This is a genomic window from Paenibacillus sp. MAH-35 (genome assembly GCF_058135425.1).
In genome coordinates, this window is sequence record NZ_JBYUPU010000002.1 from 1 (window position 1) to 17369 (window position 17369).

General features: G+C 56.5%; 11 protein-coding genes and 1 riboswitch. Of the genes, 4 read left to right on the forward strand and 7 right to left on the reverse strand.

The genetic code is table 11. The features are described from left to right. Positions 1-168: 168 nt before the first annotated feature. Positions 169-381 carry a hypothetical protein gene (locus AC3Y2E_RS01845; RefSeq protein ID WP_190932143.1) on the forward strand — a complete coding sequence of 71 codons (213 nt, stop codon included), beginning with the start codon at positions 169-171 and terminating at the stop codon, positions 379-381. A gap of 607 nt (positions 382-988) precedes the next feature. Here AC3Y2E_RS01845 and AC3Y2E_RS01850 read toward each other — a convergent pair. From AC3Y2E_RS01850 to recQ, 3 genes are all read right to left on the reverse strand, one after another. Next, complete coding sequence (locus tag AC3Y2E_RS01850; protein ID WP_379206547.1) at positions 989-1801, reverse strand: sugar phosphate isomerase/epimerase family protein; 813 nt, start codon at positions 1799-1801, stop codon at positions 989-991. A gap of 171 nt (positions 1802-1972) precedes the next feature. Next, on the reverse strand, positions 1973-2854 hold the full coding sequence (locus AC3Y2E_RS01855) for a hypothetical protein (protein ID WP_379206549.1): 882 nt from the start codon (positions 2852-2854) through the stop codon (positions 1973-1975). Positions 2855-3154: 300 nt separating this feature from the next. Beyond that, positions 3155-4939, reverse strand: coding sequence for a DNA helicase RecQ (gene recQ / locus AC3Y2E_RS01860; protein ID WP_379207207.1), 1785 nt, complete (start codon positions 4937-4939; stop codon positions 3155-3157). Positions 4940-5261: 322 nt separating this feature from the next. On the opposite strand from recQ, the gene AC3Y2E_RS01865 reads away from it, so the two are divergent. Together AC3Y2E_RS01865 and AC3Y2E_RS01870 are read left to right on the forward strand one after the other, a co-directional pair. Then, on the forward strand, positions 5262-6098 hold the full coding sequence (locus AC3Y2E_RS01865) for an ATP-binding protein (RefSeq protein ID WP_379206551.1): 837 nt from the start codon (positions 5262-5264) through the stop codon (positions 6096-6098). 116 nt (positions 6099-6214) lie between these two features. After that, complete coding sequence (locus tag AC3Y2E_RS01870; RefSeq protein WP_379206553.1) at positions 6215-8716, forward strand: HAD family hydrolase; 2502 nt, start codon at positions 6215-6217, stop codon at positions 8714-8716. A gap of 103 nt (positions 8717-8819) precedes the next feature. Here the strand turns inward: AC3Y2E_RS01870 and AC3Y2E_RS01875 are convergent, their stop codons facing one another. After that, positions 8820-9638, reverse strand: coding sequence for a glycosyltransferase family 2 protein (locus tag AC3Y2E_RS01875; protein WP_379206555.1), 819 nt, complete (start codon positions 9636-9638; stop codon positions 8820-8822). Positions 9639-9747: 109 nt separating this feature from the next. Further along, positions 9748-10845, reverse strand: a complete 1098-nt coding sequence (locus AC3Y2E_RS01880; protein WP_379206557.1) for an HD-GYP domain-containing protein — start codon at positions 10843-10845, stop codon at positions 9748-9750. A 145-nt stretch (positions 10846-10990) separates the two neighbouring features. Then, positions 10991-11076: riboswitch (cyclic di-GMP riboswitch) on the reverse strand. Positions 11077-11731: 655 nt separating this feature from the next. On the opposite strand from AC3Y2E_RS01880, the gene AC3Y2E_RS01885 reads away from it, so the two are divergent. Next, the gene (locus tag AC3Y2E_RS01885; protein ID WP_379206559.1) at positions 11732-12280 is read left to right on the forward strand and encodes a DoxX family membrane protein; all 549 of its coding nucleotides are present in this window, start codon (positions 11732-11734) and stop codon (positions 12278-12280) included. A gap of 88 nt (positions 12281-12368) precedes the next feature. On the opposite strand, the gene AC3Y2E_RS01890 is transcribed toward AC3Y2E_RS01885, so the two are convergent. Together AC3Y2E_RS01890 and AC3Y2E_RS01895 are read right to left on the reverse strand one after the other, a co-directional pair. After that, complete coding sequence (locus tag AC3Y2E_RS01890; RefSeq protein ID WP_379206561.1) at positions 12369-15461, reverse strand: AAA family ATPase; 3093 nt, start codon at positions 15459-15461, stop codon at positions 12369-12371. Next, positions 15458-16636 carry an exonuclease SbcCD subunit D gene (locus tag AC3Y2E_RS01895; protein WP_190932310.1) on the reverse strand — a complete coding sequence of 393 codons (1179 nt, stop codon included), beginning with the start codon at positions 16634-16636 and terminating at the stop codon, positions 15458-15460. Before AC3Y2E_RS01895 ends, AC3Y2E_RS01890 begins: the two co-directional genes overlap by 4 nt. Positions 16637-17369: the final 733 nt, after the last annotated feature.

Genomic DNA, 17369 nt, shown 5'->3' on the forward strand with positions numbered 1-17369 from the left:
ATTATAATTAACAAACATCCTTCTATGATTCTCTTGGATAACATTCACAAAGAAAGTAAAAATCTATTATTTTTCGATACAATACGAATCATTATTATTGGCAAATCCTTCATTATGTGATACGATACGTATCGTAATATAGAACCGAAGCACTAGGGAGGGACAGTAATGCCTAGAAAAAGAGTATACTCGGATGAAGAAAGGCGCAAACGGCATTGCGAAGCAAGCCGAAAATACCGGGAAGCCAATTTAGAGAAAGTTAGCGCTTACAATAAGAAATGGAAAGCGGAAAACTGGGAATATTACAGCGAGTATAACCGGGAATATTTGCGCAGGTGGCGGCAGCGGAAAAAGATGGGGAACACTACGACCACTACATAGCCGCAGCTTTAGCCTTATCCTGCATACCCCACGGCCGGGCCAGAAGGCATGCTGCTTGTTGCGGGCGGTTCACAAAATTCGTTCACTCACTCACTCACTCACTCATTCACTCATTCACTCATTCACTCATTCACTCAGGATATCCGGTATATAAAGAAGGAACTTACAATCCTCATTCTTTCCAGAGTCCAAATAAGAAAAACCGTCCGGAAAAGCGTCCGGACGGTTCTTTGACGTGCAAATCGTTGCACGTGGAAGGGAATGGGTACTATCGCTCCTGCAGCTCTCCCTCAGTCGTGTTTTCTTCCATGCGGTGGTATGGCTAACGAACCTAGCAACCGTTATCAGAGCCGAATGCGGGCGTTTGAATATCTAAAGAACTCATGTATTGTTATTTCAACAAATCGAATCGTTTTTTTCCACTTGCGGTTCAATAACGATGCTTCGATTCGTTACGTCTGGAATAACGTCGTTTTTCAGCCATTAGCACGATCCGATTCGTTAGTCCACGAAATTTTATAAATTCTGTTATATGTCGAAAAAAGAGCCTTAGCTGTTCACGGCTGCCGCCGGTTCCAGCTGGCTCTTCTCCCATTTCTTCGGTCCTCTATCCGCGTACCGTACCGTTCATCCATCCGCCGCTCCGAAGCTCGGCGACCGATTCCTTGACGCACAGCTCGCCTTCCGCTCCGAAATATTCGAAGGAGAGAAAACCTTCATAACCTTTGCTGCGCAGCATCTCGCACAGCTTGACGTTGTCCACGTCGCCGACCAACACCGTCGAAGGCTTGCGGCTTTCCGGAGCGTCCAGCTTCCAGAAGTAGTTTTTGATATGAACGTGGTCGGTATAATCGTAAAACGCTTCCAGCGCTTCCGCCTGATCGGTCCGTTCCAGATATAAATTGAAGCCGTCGAACAACAGACGCAGTCTTGGGTGGTCCGCATCTACAATAATGCGCCGGATCGACTCGATGCTGTCCGCAAACGTATTGTTATGCATCTCCAGCCCCAAGTTCACTCCGTACCGGTCTGCAAGGTCCAGCGCCTGCTTCAGTGTCTGAATCGCACGATCCCACAACTCCTCCGAAGCTTCGGCCGACGGAAGATGGCCCAGAAATATCCGGACCAGCGGACTGCCGAACCGGACGGCATATTGAGCCGCTTTCTCGACCGCCGCCAAACTTTCCGCACGTTCTTCGTCACTTTTTGTAAAATGCGTATACGGACTAATCGCCGGCACCTGCCAGCCGCTGCTGCGAATCTCGTCCACCAGCCCGTCGACGGCTCCGCAACGTTCCGCATATTCGTCTATATGCCCTGTCCACAGCTCGACGCCGTCCAGTCCGAGCTCGCGGACGCGGTTTAATACATACTCCACCGGCTTATCCCGGTTTCCTGTAGAGCATAGACTCCATTTCATCGCACGTACCTCCAGTCCCTCTGCCGATTCCGCTTCGGCCTTCTCCATTCGCAAGAGGAGCCGGCCGTCGCCAGCAATCGTTTACTTCATTGTAAGGGAACGGACTTTCCGGCAGCAAGGCTTGGAATCGTCTTTATCTCGTCCAAAATGTTGCGAGAATGAAGGGCGTGTTCACACAAATTGCTTGTAAAGCTCCAGCAGCCGGTCGAGACTCGGTTTGCCGCTCAGAATAACTTGCCGCATCCGGGCCTCCCGCCGGTCCCCCGCCTGCAACTGGCCGCCGAACAAAGTGAAATAAAGGGCGTTGTGCCGTCTGATGCTGTCGTTTTCCTCCGGGCTGGAATAGGTGATGCCGATCGCTCCGCACTCCGCCGGGTCCGCCATCTGCACGACGTGCACGTCTTCGTTGCCCATGACGGCAATCGGCCTTCCATAATACGGACCTGTGACGAAGTGGGCAATCGGCTTCCCGCTTTTCTCGTCAAGCCATCTGCCGTCCAGATGAGTATGCGCCGCTTCGTTATCCCGCGGAAAATAAACGTAGTGTCCTTTGATGTAAGGATGATCTTCCACTTTCAGCAGATGCAGATCCGAATCGTCCTTTTTGCCCGGCCAGTTCGGCAATACGGCGTAAGGCTCGAGCAGGAAGTCGAAATAAGACGATATCGTAAGCTCGTGCCCGGACAACGGCTTAACCGCTTCAATCGTTATGCTCAGATCGATCGTAGAAGCGTCCGCGATCGTATAAACCGCTTCCATCCGGCACGGGTTCGCCTCCGTCGGCTCCCATTGCAGACGAATGCCGCTTGCGGTTTCCTCGCTTACGACGAACGGCTCGTTCCGGGCAATCGCGCGAAGACGGCCTTCATTCATAATCCGGTACAGATTCAGCACGTAATACGGCTCCCGGACCAGATCATACCCGATTCCAGGCACCCGGCAAGATACGAGCCCGTGTTTGCCTTTGTCTGCTCCGAGCACTATATCCGTATCGTCCAGCCGGAACGAATATCTTTTGTCCCCTTCTATTCTTTCCCCGGCACCATTCTTCACGTCCAGCCTCATCCCTTCCGTTTGATAGATAGTTTCGTCTCCATCATATAGGAAAAAAGAGGAAAGCAGAAGTAGTAGATTTCCGATTTTCCCCGGTAAAAAAGGCGGATACTGCGCAAATCCTGCCATTCTCTGTACAAATGGCAGCAAAAAGAGCGAAAAACGACTCGCTCCGCATCGGCCCCAGCCAGGGCGACCGTTCGAGAGTGTTTTCCGCTCTTGAGAGTAAGGATCATAGGATGGATTCATGCCTAAGCCGCCGACACGCCGTTTCCCCAATCTGCCATCATTTACTGAAGACTAACCGTTCCCGGCACCCGAATGTTCGCTTATGCAGGAGAGGAATGCATGGCCGTACTTGTCGTACTTGACCTTGCCGATCCCTTTAACGGTTAGCATCTCTTCTTCCGTTGCCGGCATTACGATGCACAGCTCCCGCAAGGTAGCGTCGTGGAATATCGTAAACGGGGGTACCCGCTCCCGGTCGGCGAACGTTTTGCGCAGCTGGCGCAGCTTCTCGAACAGCGCTTCGTCCCCGGTATCGGCCGAACGGGAGGCGGAACGCGCGACAGGGGTCACCCTCTGGAACACCTGCTCCTTCCCTTCCAGCACCCCTCTCGCTTCGTTCGTCAGCGTCAAGACCGGATACTGGCTGTCGGTCAGCCGCATATAACCGTCCGCTACAAGCACGTTGATCAGGTTGACAATATCTTTCTCCTTGCGCGCGCTTAACGCTCCGTAAGTAGGCAAACGTTCGAAGCCGAATTGGCGCACCTTGGCGTCGTTAGCCCCGCGTAGCACTTTGGCCGTGAGCGTAATGCCGAACCGCTGCTTCATCCGGGCGACGCATGAAAATATTTTTTGCGCTTCCAGCGTCACGTCCTCGACCTCCCGGTCGTCCGTACAACTGCCGCATCTGCCACAGCTTTGCCCGTCGGAATCGCCGAAATAGCGGACGATGTACCGCTGCAGACATTCCGTCGTATGGCAGTATTCCACCATCCCGTGCAGGTTGCCGTATTCGATCGCTTTCCGGTCCTCATCGCTTTCGCCCTGCTCGATCAGAAACTTCTGCGTCATCACGTCCTGCGGCGCGTACAACAGGATGCATTCCCCCGGCTCGCCGTCGCGGCCGGCCCGTCCCGCTTCCTGGTAATACGATTCCACATTTTTCGGGATATTGTAGTGAATGACGTACCTGACGTTTGATTTGTCGATCCCCATGCCGAACGCGTTGGTAGCGACCATCACTTTCAGCTCGTCGTACAGGAACAGCTCCTGGTTGCGGACCCGCTCCTCGTCCGGCAGGCCGGCATGGTATCGCCCCGCCCGGATCCCGAGCTTGACGAGGTAGTTGCAGCATTCCTCCACCTCTCGGCGGGTGGAAGCGTAGATAATACCGCAATCGCCGGAACGCCCCCGTACATAGTCGGCCAAGTACGCCTTTTTGTCGATTCCCTTCATCACGAAAAAGCTCAGGTTGTCCCGGGCATACCCGGTCGTTACCCGGAGCGGATCGTTCAGCCGCAAATGCCGGACGATGTCCGCCTTCACCTTGTCCGTAGCGGTCGCCGTAAAGGCGGCGATGATCGGCCTCGGCTTGATCACGTCGAGCAGCCGGCTGATCGCCATGTAGCTCGGCCGGAAGTCATGGCCCCACTGGGATACGCAGTGCGCTTCATCGACGGCGACGAACGGGATTTTCAGCTCCGCTAGCAGCCGGACGAACCGGTCGGATTCCAACCGCTCCGGCGCCACGTAGACGAGTTTGTACCGCCCGCCCGCAATGTCCCGGAACCGTGCGTTCAGCTCATGCACCGTCAGCGTGCTGTTGATAAAGGTAGTCGGGATGCCCGACTGATTGAGCGTATCGACCTGGTCTTTCATAAGCGAGATCAGCGGCGATACGACAAGCGTCACTCCGTCCATCACGGCCGCCGGCACCTGGTAGCAGACGGACTTCCCCGCTCCCGTAGGCATGACGCCAAGAGCGTCACGGCCTTCGAGAATGCCGGAAATGAGAGTCTCCTGGCCCTTTTTGAACGTATCGTAGCCAAAATGCGTTTTTAATACCGCTCTCGCCATCTGTTGCGCGGTCACGTCAGATTCCCTCCGCTTCCTGTTGAAATTCTCCGACTTCCACTATACCACATCTCGGTCGGACCGTTGAATGGAAAGTGCAAAAGGGCTACCCCGGCGATGAAACCAACCTCATTCCTTCCCCGGACAAACATTGGGCCAGTACCCTTGACAGCCTTTCATCTTTGAGATATATTTTACAAAAATATGAATTTCCTATTGGGACGCTTACGACGGAAGCACCGGTGAAGTGAGGCAGAGATGCCTTGCTTTCCGGTGCTTTTTTGCCGTTCGCCTGCGGACTTTGGGGAACAAGGAGGCATGTAACGTGCGAGGAATACGAAAGGGAAGCAAGCTCAGGCTGTTGGCCGCCCTGATCGCCGCGGTTCTGATTATGCATTCGTTTCCGGTAACCGTGGCGGCTGCTGGTTATGAGCTGTCGGCTACAATGAAAAAATCGTTTGACAAAATGGCGGATGCCGCCGGAGGTACGCTCCAACGAAATCTCGGCGCCCAGTACGGCGAGCTGACCGCCCTGCAGCAGGAGCATCGGAAGCGCGATGCGGACAGCAAAGAGCTGCGAATCCGCAACGATCAAGCGCTGAAGGTCCTCCGGCAGCAAATCAAACAGCTCGACGAGAGCCATCTCGTGGAATTAAAACGCCGCGTCGACGACACGAAGGCGCGGTACAAGCCGATGCTGGACATGTACACGTCGATCAATCAGCAAATCACGACGGCCAAGAAGCTGCACAGCAAAGAGTGGGCGGCTATCCTGCAAATTCAGGCAAACGGCATGAAAGCCGCCGTTCAGCTCGCCAAGCAGGATATCCGGAACAAAGAAGCTCAGTTAACCGCCGCCAAAGGACAAACATCCGCCAAGCAGAAAAAAATACGGGAGACGCTGGCAGCTCTCGAACCCGTCGATGTCAAAATGCGGACGCACCGCGAAGCTGTCACCCGTCTAAACAAACAGGTCGCCGCCGACTGGAAGACGTTCACACCGCATGTGAAGCAGCAGGACGCCAAAGCTTCGTCGGAAGCGCTATCCGCCTTGCTGACCCGGCTGCGCCAAATATCCGATCATAAGCGGAGCTTATACGATCTGGAGGCGGAGACGACGGTTATTATCAATAAAGCGAAAACACAATTATCCAAACTTTGAACGAATAGGAGGGATTAGGCGGACGGCTTTAACCCGGCAAAATACGGCTTGCTTCCGGTCCCCCGCAAGTCTAGACTTAATGATAAAGAAGCTTCAACCGGGGGAGGAAACAGGCCATGGGATCGGCCGAACTCGGGGACATTCCCGAGCAGCATTTGTGGAAAAGGGATATCGTTTTACGCCGCCTGGAGCCTCTAATCGGCGGTTTGCGTCTAATCAGCTTCGATGTTTTCGATACGCTGCTGTTTCGATGCTGCTCCAGGCCGGCGGACGTATTCGATCGTACCGCTCTGAAGGCGGCGCAACTCGGACTGTTCACCCGGCCGACAACCGCCGCACAGTTTCGCGCACTTCGGATGTCCGCCGAAAAGCTCGCCCGCGAACAGGACGTCTCCGGGTTCGGAGAAACGACGCTGGAACGGATCTACGATCATATGCCCGTACAGCTCGGCGACCGGACCCGGCTCCTGCAGCTTGAGCTCGAAACGGAACGCGAGCTGATCTTCGTCAATCCGTATGCCGCTTCGCTGATCCGTTTCTGCAAGGACAGCGGCATCGGCGTCGCCCTATTAAGCGATATGTATTTATCAGGCAAACAGATCGCGTCCTTCCTGACCGCTAACGGTATGGACGTCTCGCTGCTGGATGCCGTACTCGTCTCTTCCGAGGAAGGATTCGGGAAACGTTCGGGCCGTCTGTACGATTCGCTGATGAGCGTGTTCCCGGACATAAACCGCACAGAGATCGTTCATATCGGAGATAACGAGGCTGCCGACGTTCAAGGTGCGGCCAGACGGGGAATCGCCGCCATTCACTACACGCTTATTCCGGAGACGATCGAAAGCCCGTTCCATTGGGAGTCGGTGCGGCACGGCCCCGTCCTTCCGGCGATCGCCGCGGTCCGGAAGCTGGCTGGGGCGACAATGCCCGCATCGGTTTTTCATACCGAAGAAGATAGAAACAGCGTGGAAGAGCCCGCGCTTGATTCGTTGGAGGCTGGTGCTCGTTCGTTTTTTTACCGCTTCGGCGCAGAGATACTCGGGCCGTTCGTTCAAGGCTTCTGCGACTGGGTGATCGACCAGTGCGTCGCAGCGGGACGGCGGGAGATCCATCCGCTTATGAGAGAAGCGCACCTGCTGGGGCCGGCGCTGGAGAGGGCGGTACGCAGACGGGGACTGTCCATAAGCGTCCAGCCGCTGTATGTCTCGAGACAAGCTACGCTGCTCGCTTCCATGAACGATTTTACCGACCGGGAGCTTGATCAAGTACTGGGGCTCGGCCATATAACGGTTGGTGAAGTATTCCATATGCTCGGAGTCGAAGCGGCTTCGCTGACCGCCGAATTTCCCGTACTCGCGGACTTGCTGTCCACGCCGGTGGAGGAACTGCACTCCGTACGGTCCGGAGAAACTAACGATCGTTCTTGGCATGACACTCTCCGGCGTCTGCTGCTGCAGCCTTACGCCAGACAGCTTGCGCTCCGGTCCATCCGTACGCAGCGGGAACGGCTGCTGGAGCATATCCGGCAGCAATGCGGCAGCCCGGACCGGTTAATTACCGTCGATCTCGGCTTTAACGGGACGATTCAGGCCGCCATCGATGCGGCTTATACGCTTGAACGCCGAAAAGGCGATTCCATCCATCTGCTCGCCGTGGGCACGGAGCGCGCCGCGCTGCAATTATTTCGCGGGACAGATATACGCTGCTGGATCGGCCCCGACACGGAAGGCGGTATCGCCCGGCGGTTCGCGCGCAGTCCGGGACTGATCGAAGAGCTGATGATGGGGGATTTCGGCTCGACCGTCCGTTACGAGAGAAACGATGACGGCTCGATCGTCCCCGTGACGGCCAAGCTGAACATTCCTGCCGAACAGCTGGAATATAAGCGCGCTTGCCAAGCGGGCGTGATGGCGTTCCAGAGCTGGTACAGCGTCTGGCAACAAGCAAAGCCCGGCTTGACAGCCGCTGCCGGCAATCCGCTCGAGTGGAGCCTGCCGCTGCACCGCGTGCTGGATATGCCGACACCGGAGGAAGCGTCCAGACTTGGCGATCTGGTCCATCAGGATAACTTCGGCGGGGTGCAGACGATCCGGCTATGCGAGCCGCTATCGGTCGAATGGGAGACGCGAGGCGGGGATTACCTGATCGATCTGAGCAGCTTCGGACCGGATACGACCAACGTATTTTGGCCTCAAGGCCTCGTAACGCGGAGCGAGCCGTACCGGCTGTACGTATCGTTTTTGCGGTTGCGGGACGCCTATGGCAGCGCCGTTATCGCATTTAACACGATGAACAAGCTGCGACGGGAAGGGATTCAGAGCGTGATGCTGCTGGGCAAAGGCGAGTTCGCCGAACGACTGCTTCACGAGGCGCTGCTTCAAGGAATCCGGATAGAACGGGTTCTTGATTCCGAACCGGCCGTACAGACGAGAGCGGATGGCACCACAATCGATACGCTGCCTCCGGCTTGGGAAGAAACGATTCGTACGGATCACACCGGGTATACCTACGTAATCGGAACGCTGGTCCGTGTACAAAGCTGCAGGCGGATGCTGACAGACGGTTATTCTCGGCTTAATCCGGCTGTCAGGCCACAAGTGATCGAACCGTTTGTCTAGCTTTCGTTGATTGACCCGATTGTGCGCAAAAAAGCGGAGACAGCCGTCACCTTTTCAGGAACAGCTTGATCTCCGCCTTAACTTTCGATCCCGCCTATATTCTCTATCTTTTGCCGATAGCCGCGTATCTCGAGCGGAACGGCTTACCGTCCCACAAGACGGTCGTACCGGTACGCCGGCTTTGAACCTCCGGTTCCTCAAGGAGCAGGAAAAAGTTTTTCGTTGGCAGCTCGCCCAGTCCGTGTTTGGCCGACAGTTGGTTTAAGTAGGGCTTCATATCCTCAAGCTGACCGGACAAGTTGCCGCCATCCTGCGAGAAAGCGTACAACACGCCGGCGATCGGCACCCGCTTGACACGATGCTTCTCGGAGACGCGCAGGAAAAAATCCCAGTCCCAGTAATGATACACTTGCTCGTCGAACGAACCGACAGACTCATGCACTATTTTGCGGTACAGACTGCCTGACGGGACGAAGGTGGAGAACAAACGCATAGCGGCCAAATCGTGTTCGTACGCAAATTCCATACGATGCGCAGGAACCCGCGCACCGTCCTGCCATACCAAATTGACGATCTCGGCATCGGAGAACACCATATCGGCGCCCACTATATGCTTCATCATCGTCTCGATATGGGAAGGGACAAGAAGGTCGTCGTCATCGCAAGGCATGATATACTCCCCATCCGCGTATTGGAGCCCGATATTGCGTGCCCGCACATGCTTCCGGTTCGTCTCCAGGTTTACGATCCGAATGTCCAGCTCCGGATACAAGCTGCAAACCGGCTCGACCGGGACGCCGTTGTCGTTCACGACGACTACCTGCAGCCGTTTATAGGTTTGGCGGCTGACCGCCTCCAGCAGTTCCCCTAGCTCGCCAAGCCGGTTATAAGTCGGCGTTAATACGGATACAAGTGGCAGCATCGCAGATCCCCCGTTCCTTTTCTTATCTTCCGAGCAGAATGCTGCTATTATACCATAGCCAGACCGGAGACGGGACGGAACGAACGGTTCTAGATAGGCAGAGTCCCGGCTAGCCTACGATTTCTTTAATTTTCAGCGCGCTTGTTTTGCTCAGATCGATAAATTCGGTATCCAGCGATACGAGCGGACTGGTCGGATAATTGGCGTTGATCAGCACGATCTTCCCCCGCCGTTCATCGGTTAAAATGATCTCGCTTCCGACCTGGGCGGACATCAGCCGATTCAGGAACGTCATGCCGATCTTCGAATCGAACCGGTTCTGTAATATATCCGCATGCAGCTTCTGAATAACCTCATAAAAAGGAAGTGCAGGGCACCCCGGGCGATCGGTCGTCATCGTTAAGTATACGTCCGCTAAAGCGACGATTTTGCTGAACAGGTGGATATCCGCGCTTTTGAGCTTGGACGGGTAACCGCTGCCGTCCTCACGCTCATGATGCTGCAAGGCGACAAGCGCCACGCGGGGATCGAGTTCCGACTCTTTGAGCAGCTCGTATCCGATGACGGTATGCTGTTTCATAATCTCGAATTCGTGCGGCGCCAGTTCCGTCGTTTTGTTCAGCAGAGCGCTGGGAAGCTTGACCGTACCGATGTCGCACAGGCTGGCGGCCATCGCCAGAGTCGACACTTCCTTCTCTTCCAGCTGCAGCCAGCGTCCCAGCATCGCGGCGATAAACGCAGTGCCGATACTATGCTTGAAGCGAAAATCGCCCTCCGCCTTCAGCTCGGCGAACAGCTTGTAGATGTTTCGGTTTTGCGTCGCTCCCATAATCGCCGGCAGTAAGTTGGACTCCATTTCGGAAACAGGAATAGTTCCGGTATGCAAAACGCATTTCTCAATTTCCTGCATTTTGGCATCCGCCCGTTTTACAAACTCGACCGTATTGTCCGCCGCTGGCCTGACCTCGGCAGCTTGCTTGGCCAACTCCGCAGCAGGCTGATCTTCCTTCCATACCAGTCTGGAATCTTCCTTCGGCTCGACGGGTACGGCGCGAATATCAAACAAATCGATTTGGAAGTTTTGCAGCTTCTCGATATGTCCTTCGGTAAGAAGCGTATCCACAGGAATGAGCATCATTCCCTTGGCGCTTATCACATTATGTAGCAGTTTTTTTCCGATCAAGTCTTCATATCGGTCGTACCGCATATCCGGATACTCCTCCTCGAAAATAGTGAAGAAATCGCTTACATTGCGGAAGCTACAGTCGCCAAATGACAGACGCATAAAAGAATCCCAACTTCAAAGAAGCCAGGACCGGTTTTATAACGTGAATTATAAAATTTCCCTATGCTTCGGCAGCCCAGCCGCCATCGGTTTACAACCGGAAGGCCTGCAGCTTTGCGTCCCTACCTTTCGATAAGTTTGCCTTTTCGACTATATTCCCCATCATAATCCATTCGGCCAAGAAAATCTATCCTTTCTTTGGCTGTTTTTGGTTATAAAGCCTCTGTTCAATAGGACCAATAGGCCATTATGCGATTAGTTTCCGCCAGTGAAGCGGATGGGGAAGCGATCGGGTAAGGGGGCCCAAATAATTAAACCTATGCAAGACTCACCTCCGACATCTTTTATTTTCCCCAGTTTTTTAAGCCGCCGGGCCCGTTTCGTATCCCAAAGCCTCGCTGAAGCGGAGTTCAAAATTATTTTCAAAAAAGGTTTACCCTTGTGATTTAAATCACATGTTATTCGCAAAACATGTGGTACATTAAAGACGTGGAAAGGAAAACCAAAGAAAGCGAAAAAACAAGCAGGTGATACCCACAAAGCAAACAGCAAGCCTATCACCGGCGAGAAGAGCGCACAAGAAAGGAAGATGCGTCATGCGGCACTTGAAACCGGCCATGCTTCGATCCCGATCCAGCCGACAGCGAAAACCGACCGATAAGTGAATCTTCTCGGAACTAGAAAGGTTCACGCCAACGGTGCAAGAGTATAACAGCAATTCATTCAACATCAACATCGATCCAAAACCTTTTTTACACCCTAGATTGTGAAAAAGTTCACATTATAATCCCATGAGGAGCTGATTACCATGTTGTTCAAATTTTGGAGAGAAAATCGTTACGCCGCTGCCATGCTGCTTATCATCCGGTTGTACCTTGGCTGGGATTGGATGACAGCCGGCTGGGGGAAATTGACCGGAGGGTTCGACGCCGGAGGGTTCCTGAAAAACGCCATTGCCAAGCCGGTAGTCGATAAAGCGACAGGCGGCGCGATGTACCCGACCTTCACCGCGTTCCTTGACAACTTTGCGATGCCGAACGTGAAACTGATCAACTTCCTGATCCCGCTCGGTGAGTTCCTGGTCGGACTCGGCCTTATCGTAGGGGCCCTGACGACAGCCGCCGCCTTCTTCGGACTGATGATGAACTTCATGTTCCTCTTCGCCGGAACGGTAAGCACCAACCCTTGGATGGTTCTGATCGGTACGATCGTCCTGGTCGGCGGAACGAACGCCGGCAAATACGGAGTCGACTACTACCTGATGCCGCTACTTCACAAAGCCGCTGCTCACTTCAAAAAAGACAAAAAAACGAAAGGCGGAACGCTCGGCGGCACTCACACACCACTGAACGCGTAACCTGAACGGTAAGCCAAAAATCGCCCCCGCTGCCATCACAGCGGGGGCGATCTTTGATGTTCCGGTTTCCCGGGTAACGGCGAGCCGGTTATTTTAACACAAACTCCGTGCGGCTATACCCTTCCCTCGTCTTGCGCACTTCGAGTACGGCGGGGAACGCGTCCTTCAGCTCCTGCACGTGAGAGATCACGCCGATCGTCCGGCCCGCCTTTTGCAGGTCGACCAGTGTGGCGACCGCTTTGCCGAGCGATTCCTCGTCCAGCGAGCCGAAGCCTTCGTCGATAAACATCATTTCGATCGTGACACCGCCCTGATGAGACTGGATGACATCGGTCATCCCCAGCGCCAGACATAGGGAAGCGTTAAACTTCTCGCCGCCGGACAACGTTTTGACATCGCGGTTTTGCCCCGTATAAGCATCGTAAACGTCGAGTCCAAGGCCGCTTTGCTTGCCGCCCTTCTCCAAGCGGTCGCTGCGCTGCAGCATAAACTGTCCGTTGGACAAGTTCGATAGCCGGGCATTTGCCGCCTGCAAGATCTGCTCCAAATATTCGATCAGTATGTATCGCTCAAACGATATCTTAAGCGGGTTGTCGCCTTTGATCATCTGGTACAGGTCCATCACCTGCTCGAGACGCTCTTCGAGCTCGCGGGCTTTGCCTTGCGCCGCCTCGATCGACCGTCTCAGCCGCTCGGCCTCCTGGCGGTACCGCTCGGCCGTCTGAATCTCGGCCAGCACCTGCTCCAGCTCGCGCTTCTGCTCCGCCAGCGCTGCGCTCATCGCGCCGGTGTCGGCCGGTTCGCGCCCGGCAAGCTCCCGCTCCAGCTCGGCGATCTGATCCGCCAGCGCCGCGACCGATTGGCGGAATGCCTCGATCCGTTCGCGCAGCGCCAGGCGCTCCGCCTCCGCCAGCCTCGCCTCCACATATTCGGCCGGCGAAGCGAAGCCGCTCTCCGCCAGCTCCAGCCGGAACCGCTCCCCGGCCTGCCGCAGGTTGCTCTCCGCTTCTTCCAGCTGCGCGGCCATCTGGACTTCGCCCGCCTTCTCGGCGGCGAGCTTCGTCTGCGCCGCTTGCAGCCGCTGCTGCGCTTCCTTCCAGGCTGCTTCGAGCTTGGCGACGAACGCGCTTTGCGCTTTCATCCGCCGCTCCAGCAGATCCGGCGACCGCAGCTCCTCCGGAATGCGCTCCAGCTCTTTCGCGAGCAGCGACTGCTTCGAGCCGCTCTCCACCGCAAGCTGCTGCTGGCGCTGCTGAAGATCGTCCTTGCCCTTTTGCTGCTCATCCAGCTTCCGGTCCAGCAGGGCTTCTTCCTGCCGCAGCGCCGGCAGCGAAGCGGCAAGCTGCTTCAGCTTGTCCGTCTCCGCACGAAGCTTTTTGCCCTCGGCTTCCAGCCGTGCATATTGCTCTGCCAGGGCTGCCGGCTCGATGCCGTGCTCGGACGCCTCCTTCGCCCCGGCGTCCCAGCCGGTCCGCGCCGCCGCCGCTTGCGCCTTCGCCGCGCTGAACTCCTGCTCCGCATGGCGCAGCGACTCTTTCGCCTGCTGCAGCGCTTCGCGCGACGGAATCACCTCCCCGGCGGCCGCTTTGCTCGGATGATCGGCGCTTCCGCATACCGGGCAAGGCTTGCCGTCGTGCAAATGCGCCGCCAGCAAGCTCGCCTGCCCTTCGATCCAGAGCGTCTCGAGCCGGTCGTGCTCCGCCCGCATCCGCCGAAGCTCGCGCTCCTGCTCGGCTTCGAGCCGGCCGAGCTCGCCGAGCCGCTTCTCGAGCTCGCTCAGCTCCTTCAGCAGCCGCGCCTGCTGCCGCATGCGATCGAGCGCCTCGAGCCGCTCCGGCAGCGCCGCCGTCTCGGCTTCGGCCGCGTGGCGCCGCTCGGCGCACGCCCGCTTCGCTTCGCGGACGCCGGCCAGCGCCTCCTCGGCCGCCGCCAGCTTCGCGCGGCCGGCCCGCTCCTCGCCGGCGAGCCGCTCCGCTTCGCGCCGCAGCGCGTCGAGCTGGCGCACCGCCGGCGTTAGGTCCGCGAGCCGCTGCAGCTCGCGCTCCGCGTCCTTGCGCTCCGGCTCGCGCGCCTCCTCGCCGCGGTAGCGCGCCTCCGCTTCCGCGAGCGCGCTTGCCGCCGCGGCCGCGTCCTGCTGCTTCGCGGCGAGCTGGCGGCGCTTCGCCTCGGCGTCCCGCACCGCCTTCGCCGCCTGCTCCGCGTACGGCTCGAGCCGCGCCGCCCGCTCGGCGAGCGCAAGCCGCCGCTCGCGCTCAGCCACATCCTCGCGCTGACGCTCCAGCTCCTCGCGCCTTGCGCGCTTCTGCCCGAGCTCGGCGAACCGGCCGTTCAGCAGCAGCGCCTCGCGGAGCTCGTCCTCCCGCTTCTCGAGGCGGGCCGTCAATTCGCCTTTGCGCTCGGCGCCTGTGCGGGCAAGGCCGTCATAATACGCGGCTTCCTCCGCCAGACCGTCCATCACCTGCGACGCGTTGCAGGTCGGCTGGCCGAACGTCGCGGCAAGCCCGCTGCCCTCGCGAAGCGGCATCGTCTCCTGCGTCTGCTTCAAGTACACGTCGGCCTTCGACGCCGCTTCTTTATAAGCGTCCTTCAGCTCCCGGTGCTTCTGCTGGAACCGCTCCTCCAGTCTCTGGTACAGACCGGTCCGGAAAATGCGCCGGAGTATATCCTCCTTGTTGTCGGTATCGGAAGTGAGCAGCTTGCGGAATTCTCCTTGCGGCAGCATGACGATCTGACTGAATTGCTCCCTCGTCAGCCCCAGGATCGTCTCCAGCCTCGCATTCACTTCCCCGACGGTGAACCGGTCGACGCACGGCGTTTCTTGGCCCTCTGTCGTTTCGTACAGCTCCGCTTTGCCGCCCGTTTCGCTTTTGTTCGCCCCTTTCCGGTGAGGCAATTGTCTAAAGATCCGGTACGTCCGCGCGCCCGCGGCAAACTCGAAATCAACGGCGGTATGCGTTTCATCGTCGGCAAAATGGCTGCGCAGCATCCGCGGCTCCGCGCGGTCCTCTCCGCTCGCATAACCGTACAGCGCAAAACAGATCGCATCGAAAATCGACGTTTTCCCGGCGCCGGTATTACCGGATATAACGAACAACCGCCGATCCTCCAGCCTATGGAAATCGACCGTCTCTGAATCGCGGTACGGACCGAACGCCTGCATCGTCAGCTTGATCGGTCTCATACGGCGTCCCCTTCCTCTTTGAACACTTCTCCATATGTATCGGCAAACAGCAGCCGCTTCTCCTCTTCGAGCGGCTTGCCTTTCACTTCCTCGTAAAAGGCCGCAAACAGCGCGACCGGATCGGCTTCCCGCCGCCGCTCCGGCGTATTGCCCGTCCCTTCGGCCGTTTCAGCCGCATCCCTGACTCTGACTCCCTCGGGCCTTCGCTCGACGTGCAGCGCATTCGGATAAACCGCCCGTACTTTCTCCATCGGAAACAAAACCGGGTTGTCGTTCGTCAGTGTTACAAATACGTAATCGTCGCAGACGGAATGAGTCTCGATGTCCTGAATCGTTCCCGTTATCCGACGCATATCCCTAAGCGGGACCAGCTCGCGCCGGTCGATCGCCGCCGTGCCTTGCGCGTCCAGCTCGACTACGTAAAAGCATTTGCGGTGCGACTCCTCGGAGATCGAATATTTCAAGGGCGATCCTGCGTACCGGATATTGTCCTGCAGCACGTAGTGCGCCTGATGCAAATGGCCGAGCGCCGTATAGTGGAAAGGCCGGAAATATTCCGCCCGCACATGCTCCGCCCCGCCGATCGAGAGAGGACGCTCGGAATCGCTCGTATTGTCCTGCGGCTCGCCGCCGGGCGTGACGAAGGCGTGTCCGACCAGCACGTGGCGCGCTGCTGGGTCCATCGACGCCTCGATCCGTGTAACAATCGCCCGCATCGCCTCGTCATGGGAACGAATCGACTCGTCCCCGTACAGGTGCCGGACCTGAGCCGGGTCGGCGTACGGAACGAGATGAACGTGCACGTCCCCGTATTCGTCCCGCAGCACGACGGGACGCGGTTCCGCCCGCAGCTGACCGGCCAGGTGCAGGCCGCGTCCTTCCATGATCCGGGTCCCGAAGTTCAGCCGGTCCGGACTGTCGTGATTGCCGGATATGGCCAGCACCGGCGTATTCAGGCCGATGACGATCCGCTCCAGCAGCTCGTCCAGCAGGTCGACCGCCTCGGTCGGCGGCACGGCCCGGTCGTACAGATCGCCTGCGATGATGACCGCATCCGGCTTCTCGCGCTCTACCGTATCCACGAGCTGCCGGAGCACGTGTCTCTGGTCTTCTGTCATATATACGCCCTGCACCAGCTTGCCCAGGTGCCAGTCGGCGGTATGTATCAATTTCACGAATCGTTTCCCCCTTGCCTGCTTACCTTGATCTCCTTACTAAATTCGGGATAAACCGGAAGATTCCTGTCCGGACGGGCCAAATTGGGTATCGCCAATTGTTGCATATTTGGGATAAGTGATGTTTGTGAGGCTGTCGATTCATTGTGGACAACCAAGTGGAAAGGGAAAAGATTACCTTCTGGCGAGTTTTGTCTGGAATCCCCTACCTTACAATCCTTATGAAATCAAGGGATTCCGGACAATCTGTCTGAGCAGAAGAAGGTAACTTTTCACTTGGAACGGCCTGCTATCACTTCTACACAATGAATCGACAGTCTCGTTTGTACACGTTATTTTGGAGAAAAAGCGGACTTGGAGAATAAGAGTCTCAAACGGGACTTTCCTAGTTATTGTGTAATACACGGTCAAATTTAACTAATATTCCCAAAATATATACTTAATTTCCTGAATTCACTCCCATAATATTACATTATTTTCCTTGTTAAATTTCTAACTTCCCTTTAAAATCAAGGTTCTCTGGGATTTCAATATGGAAATAGTTTTTTAGGCTCTAATAATTTGTTAGGTAATACGCTTTTTTCCTTGTGCGACAAGGGATTTCGGCGTTTTGGAACACTAACTAGGAAAGTCCCGCAAACAGCTCCTAATACCGTTCGGACGGCTCATTTTGAGGAAATAAGAGCTGCGAAAGACCTCTATTTAGTTGACGTGCCGTAGCCGGGAAGCCGGC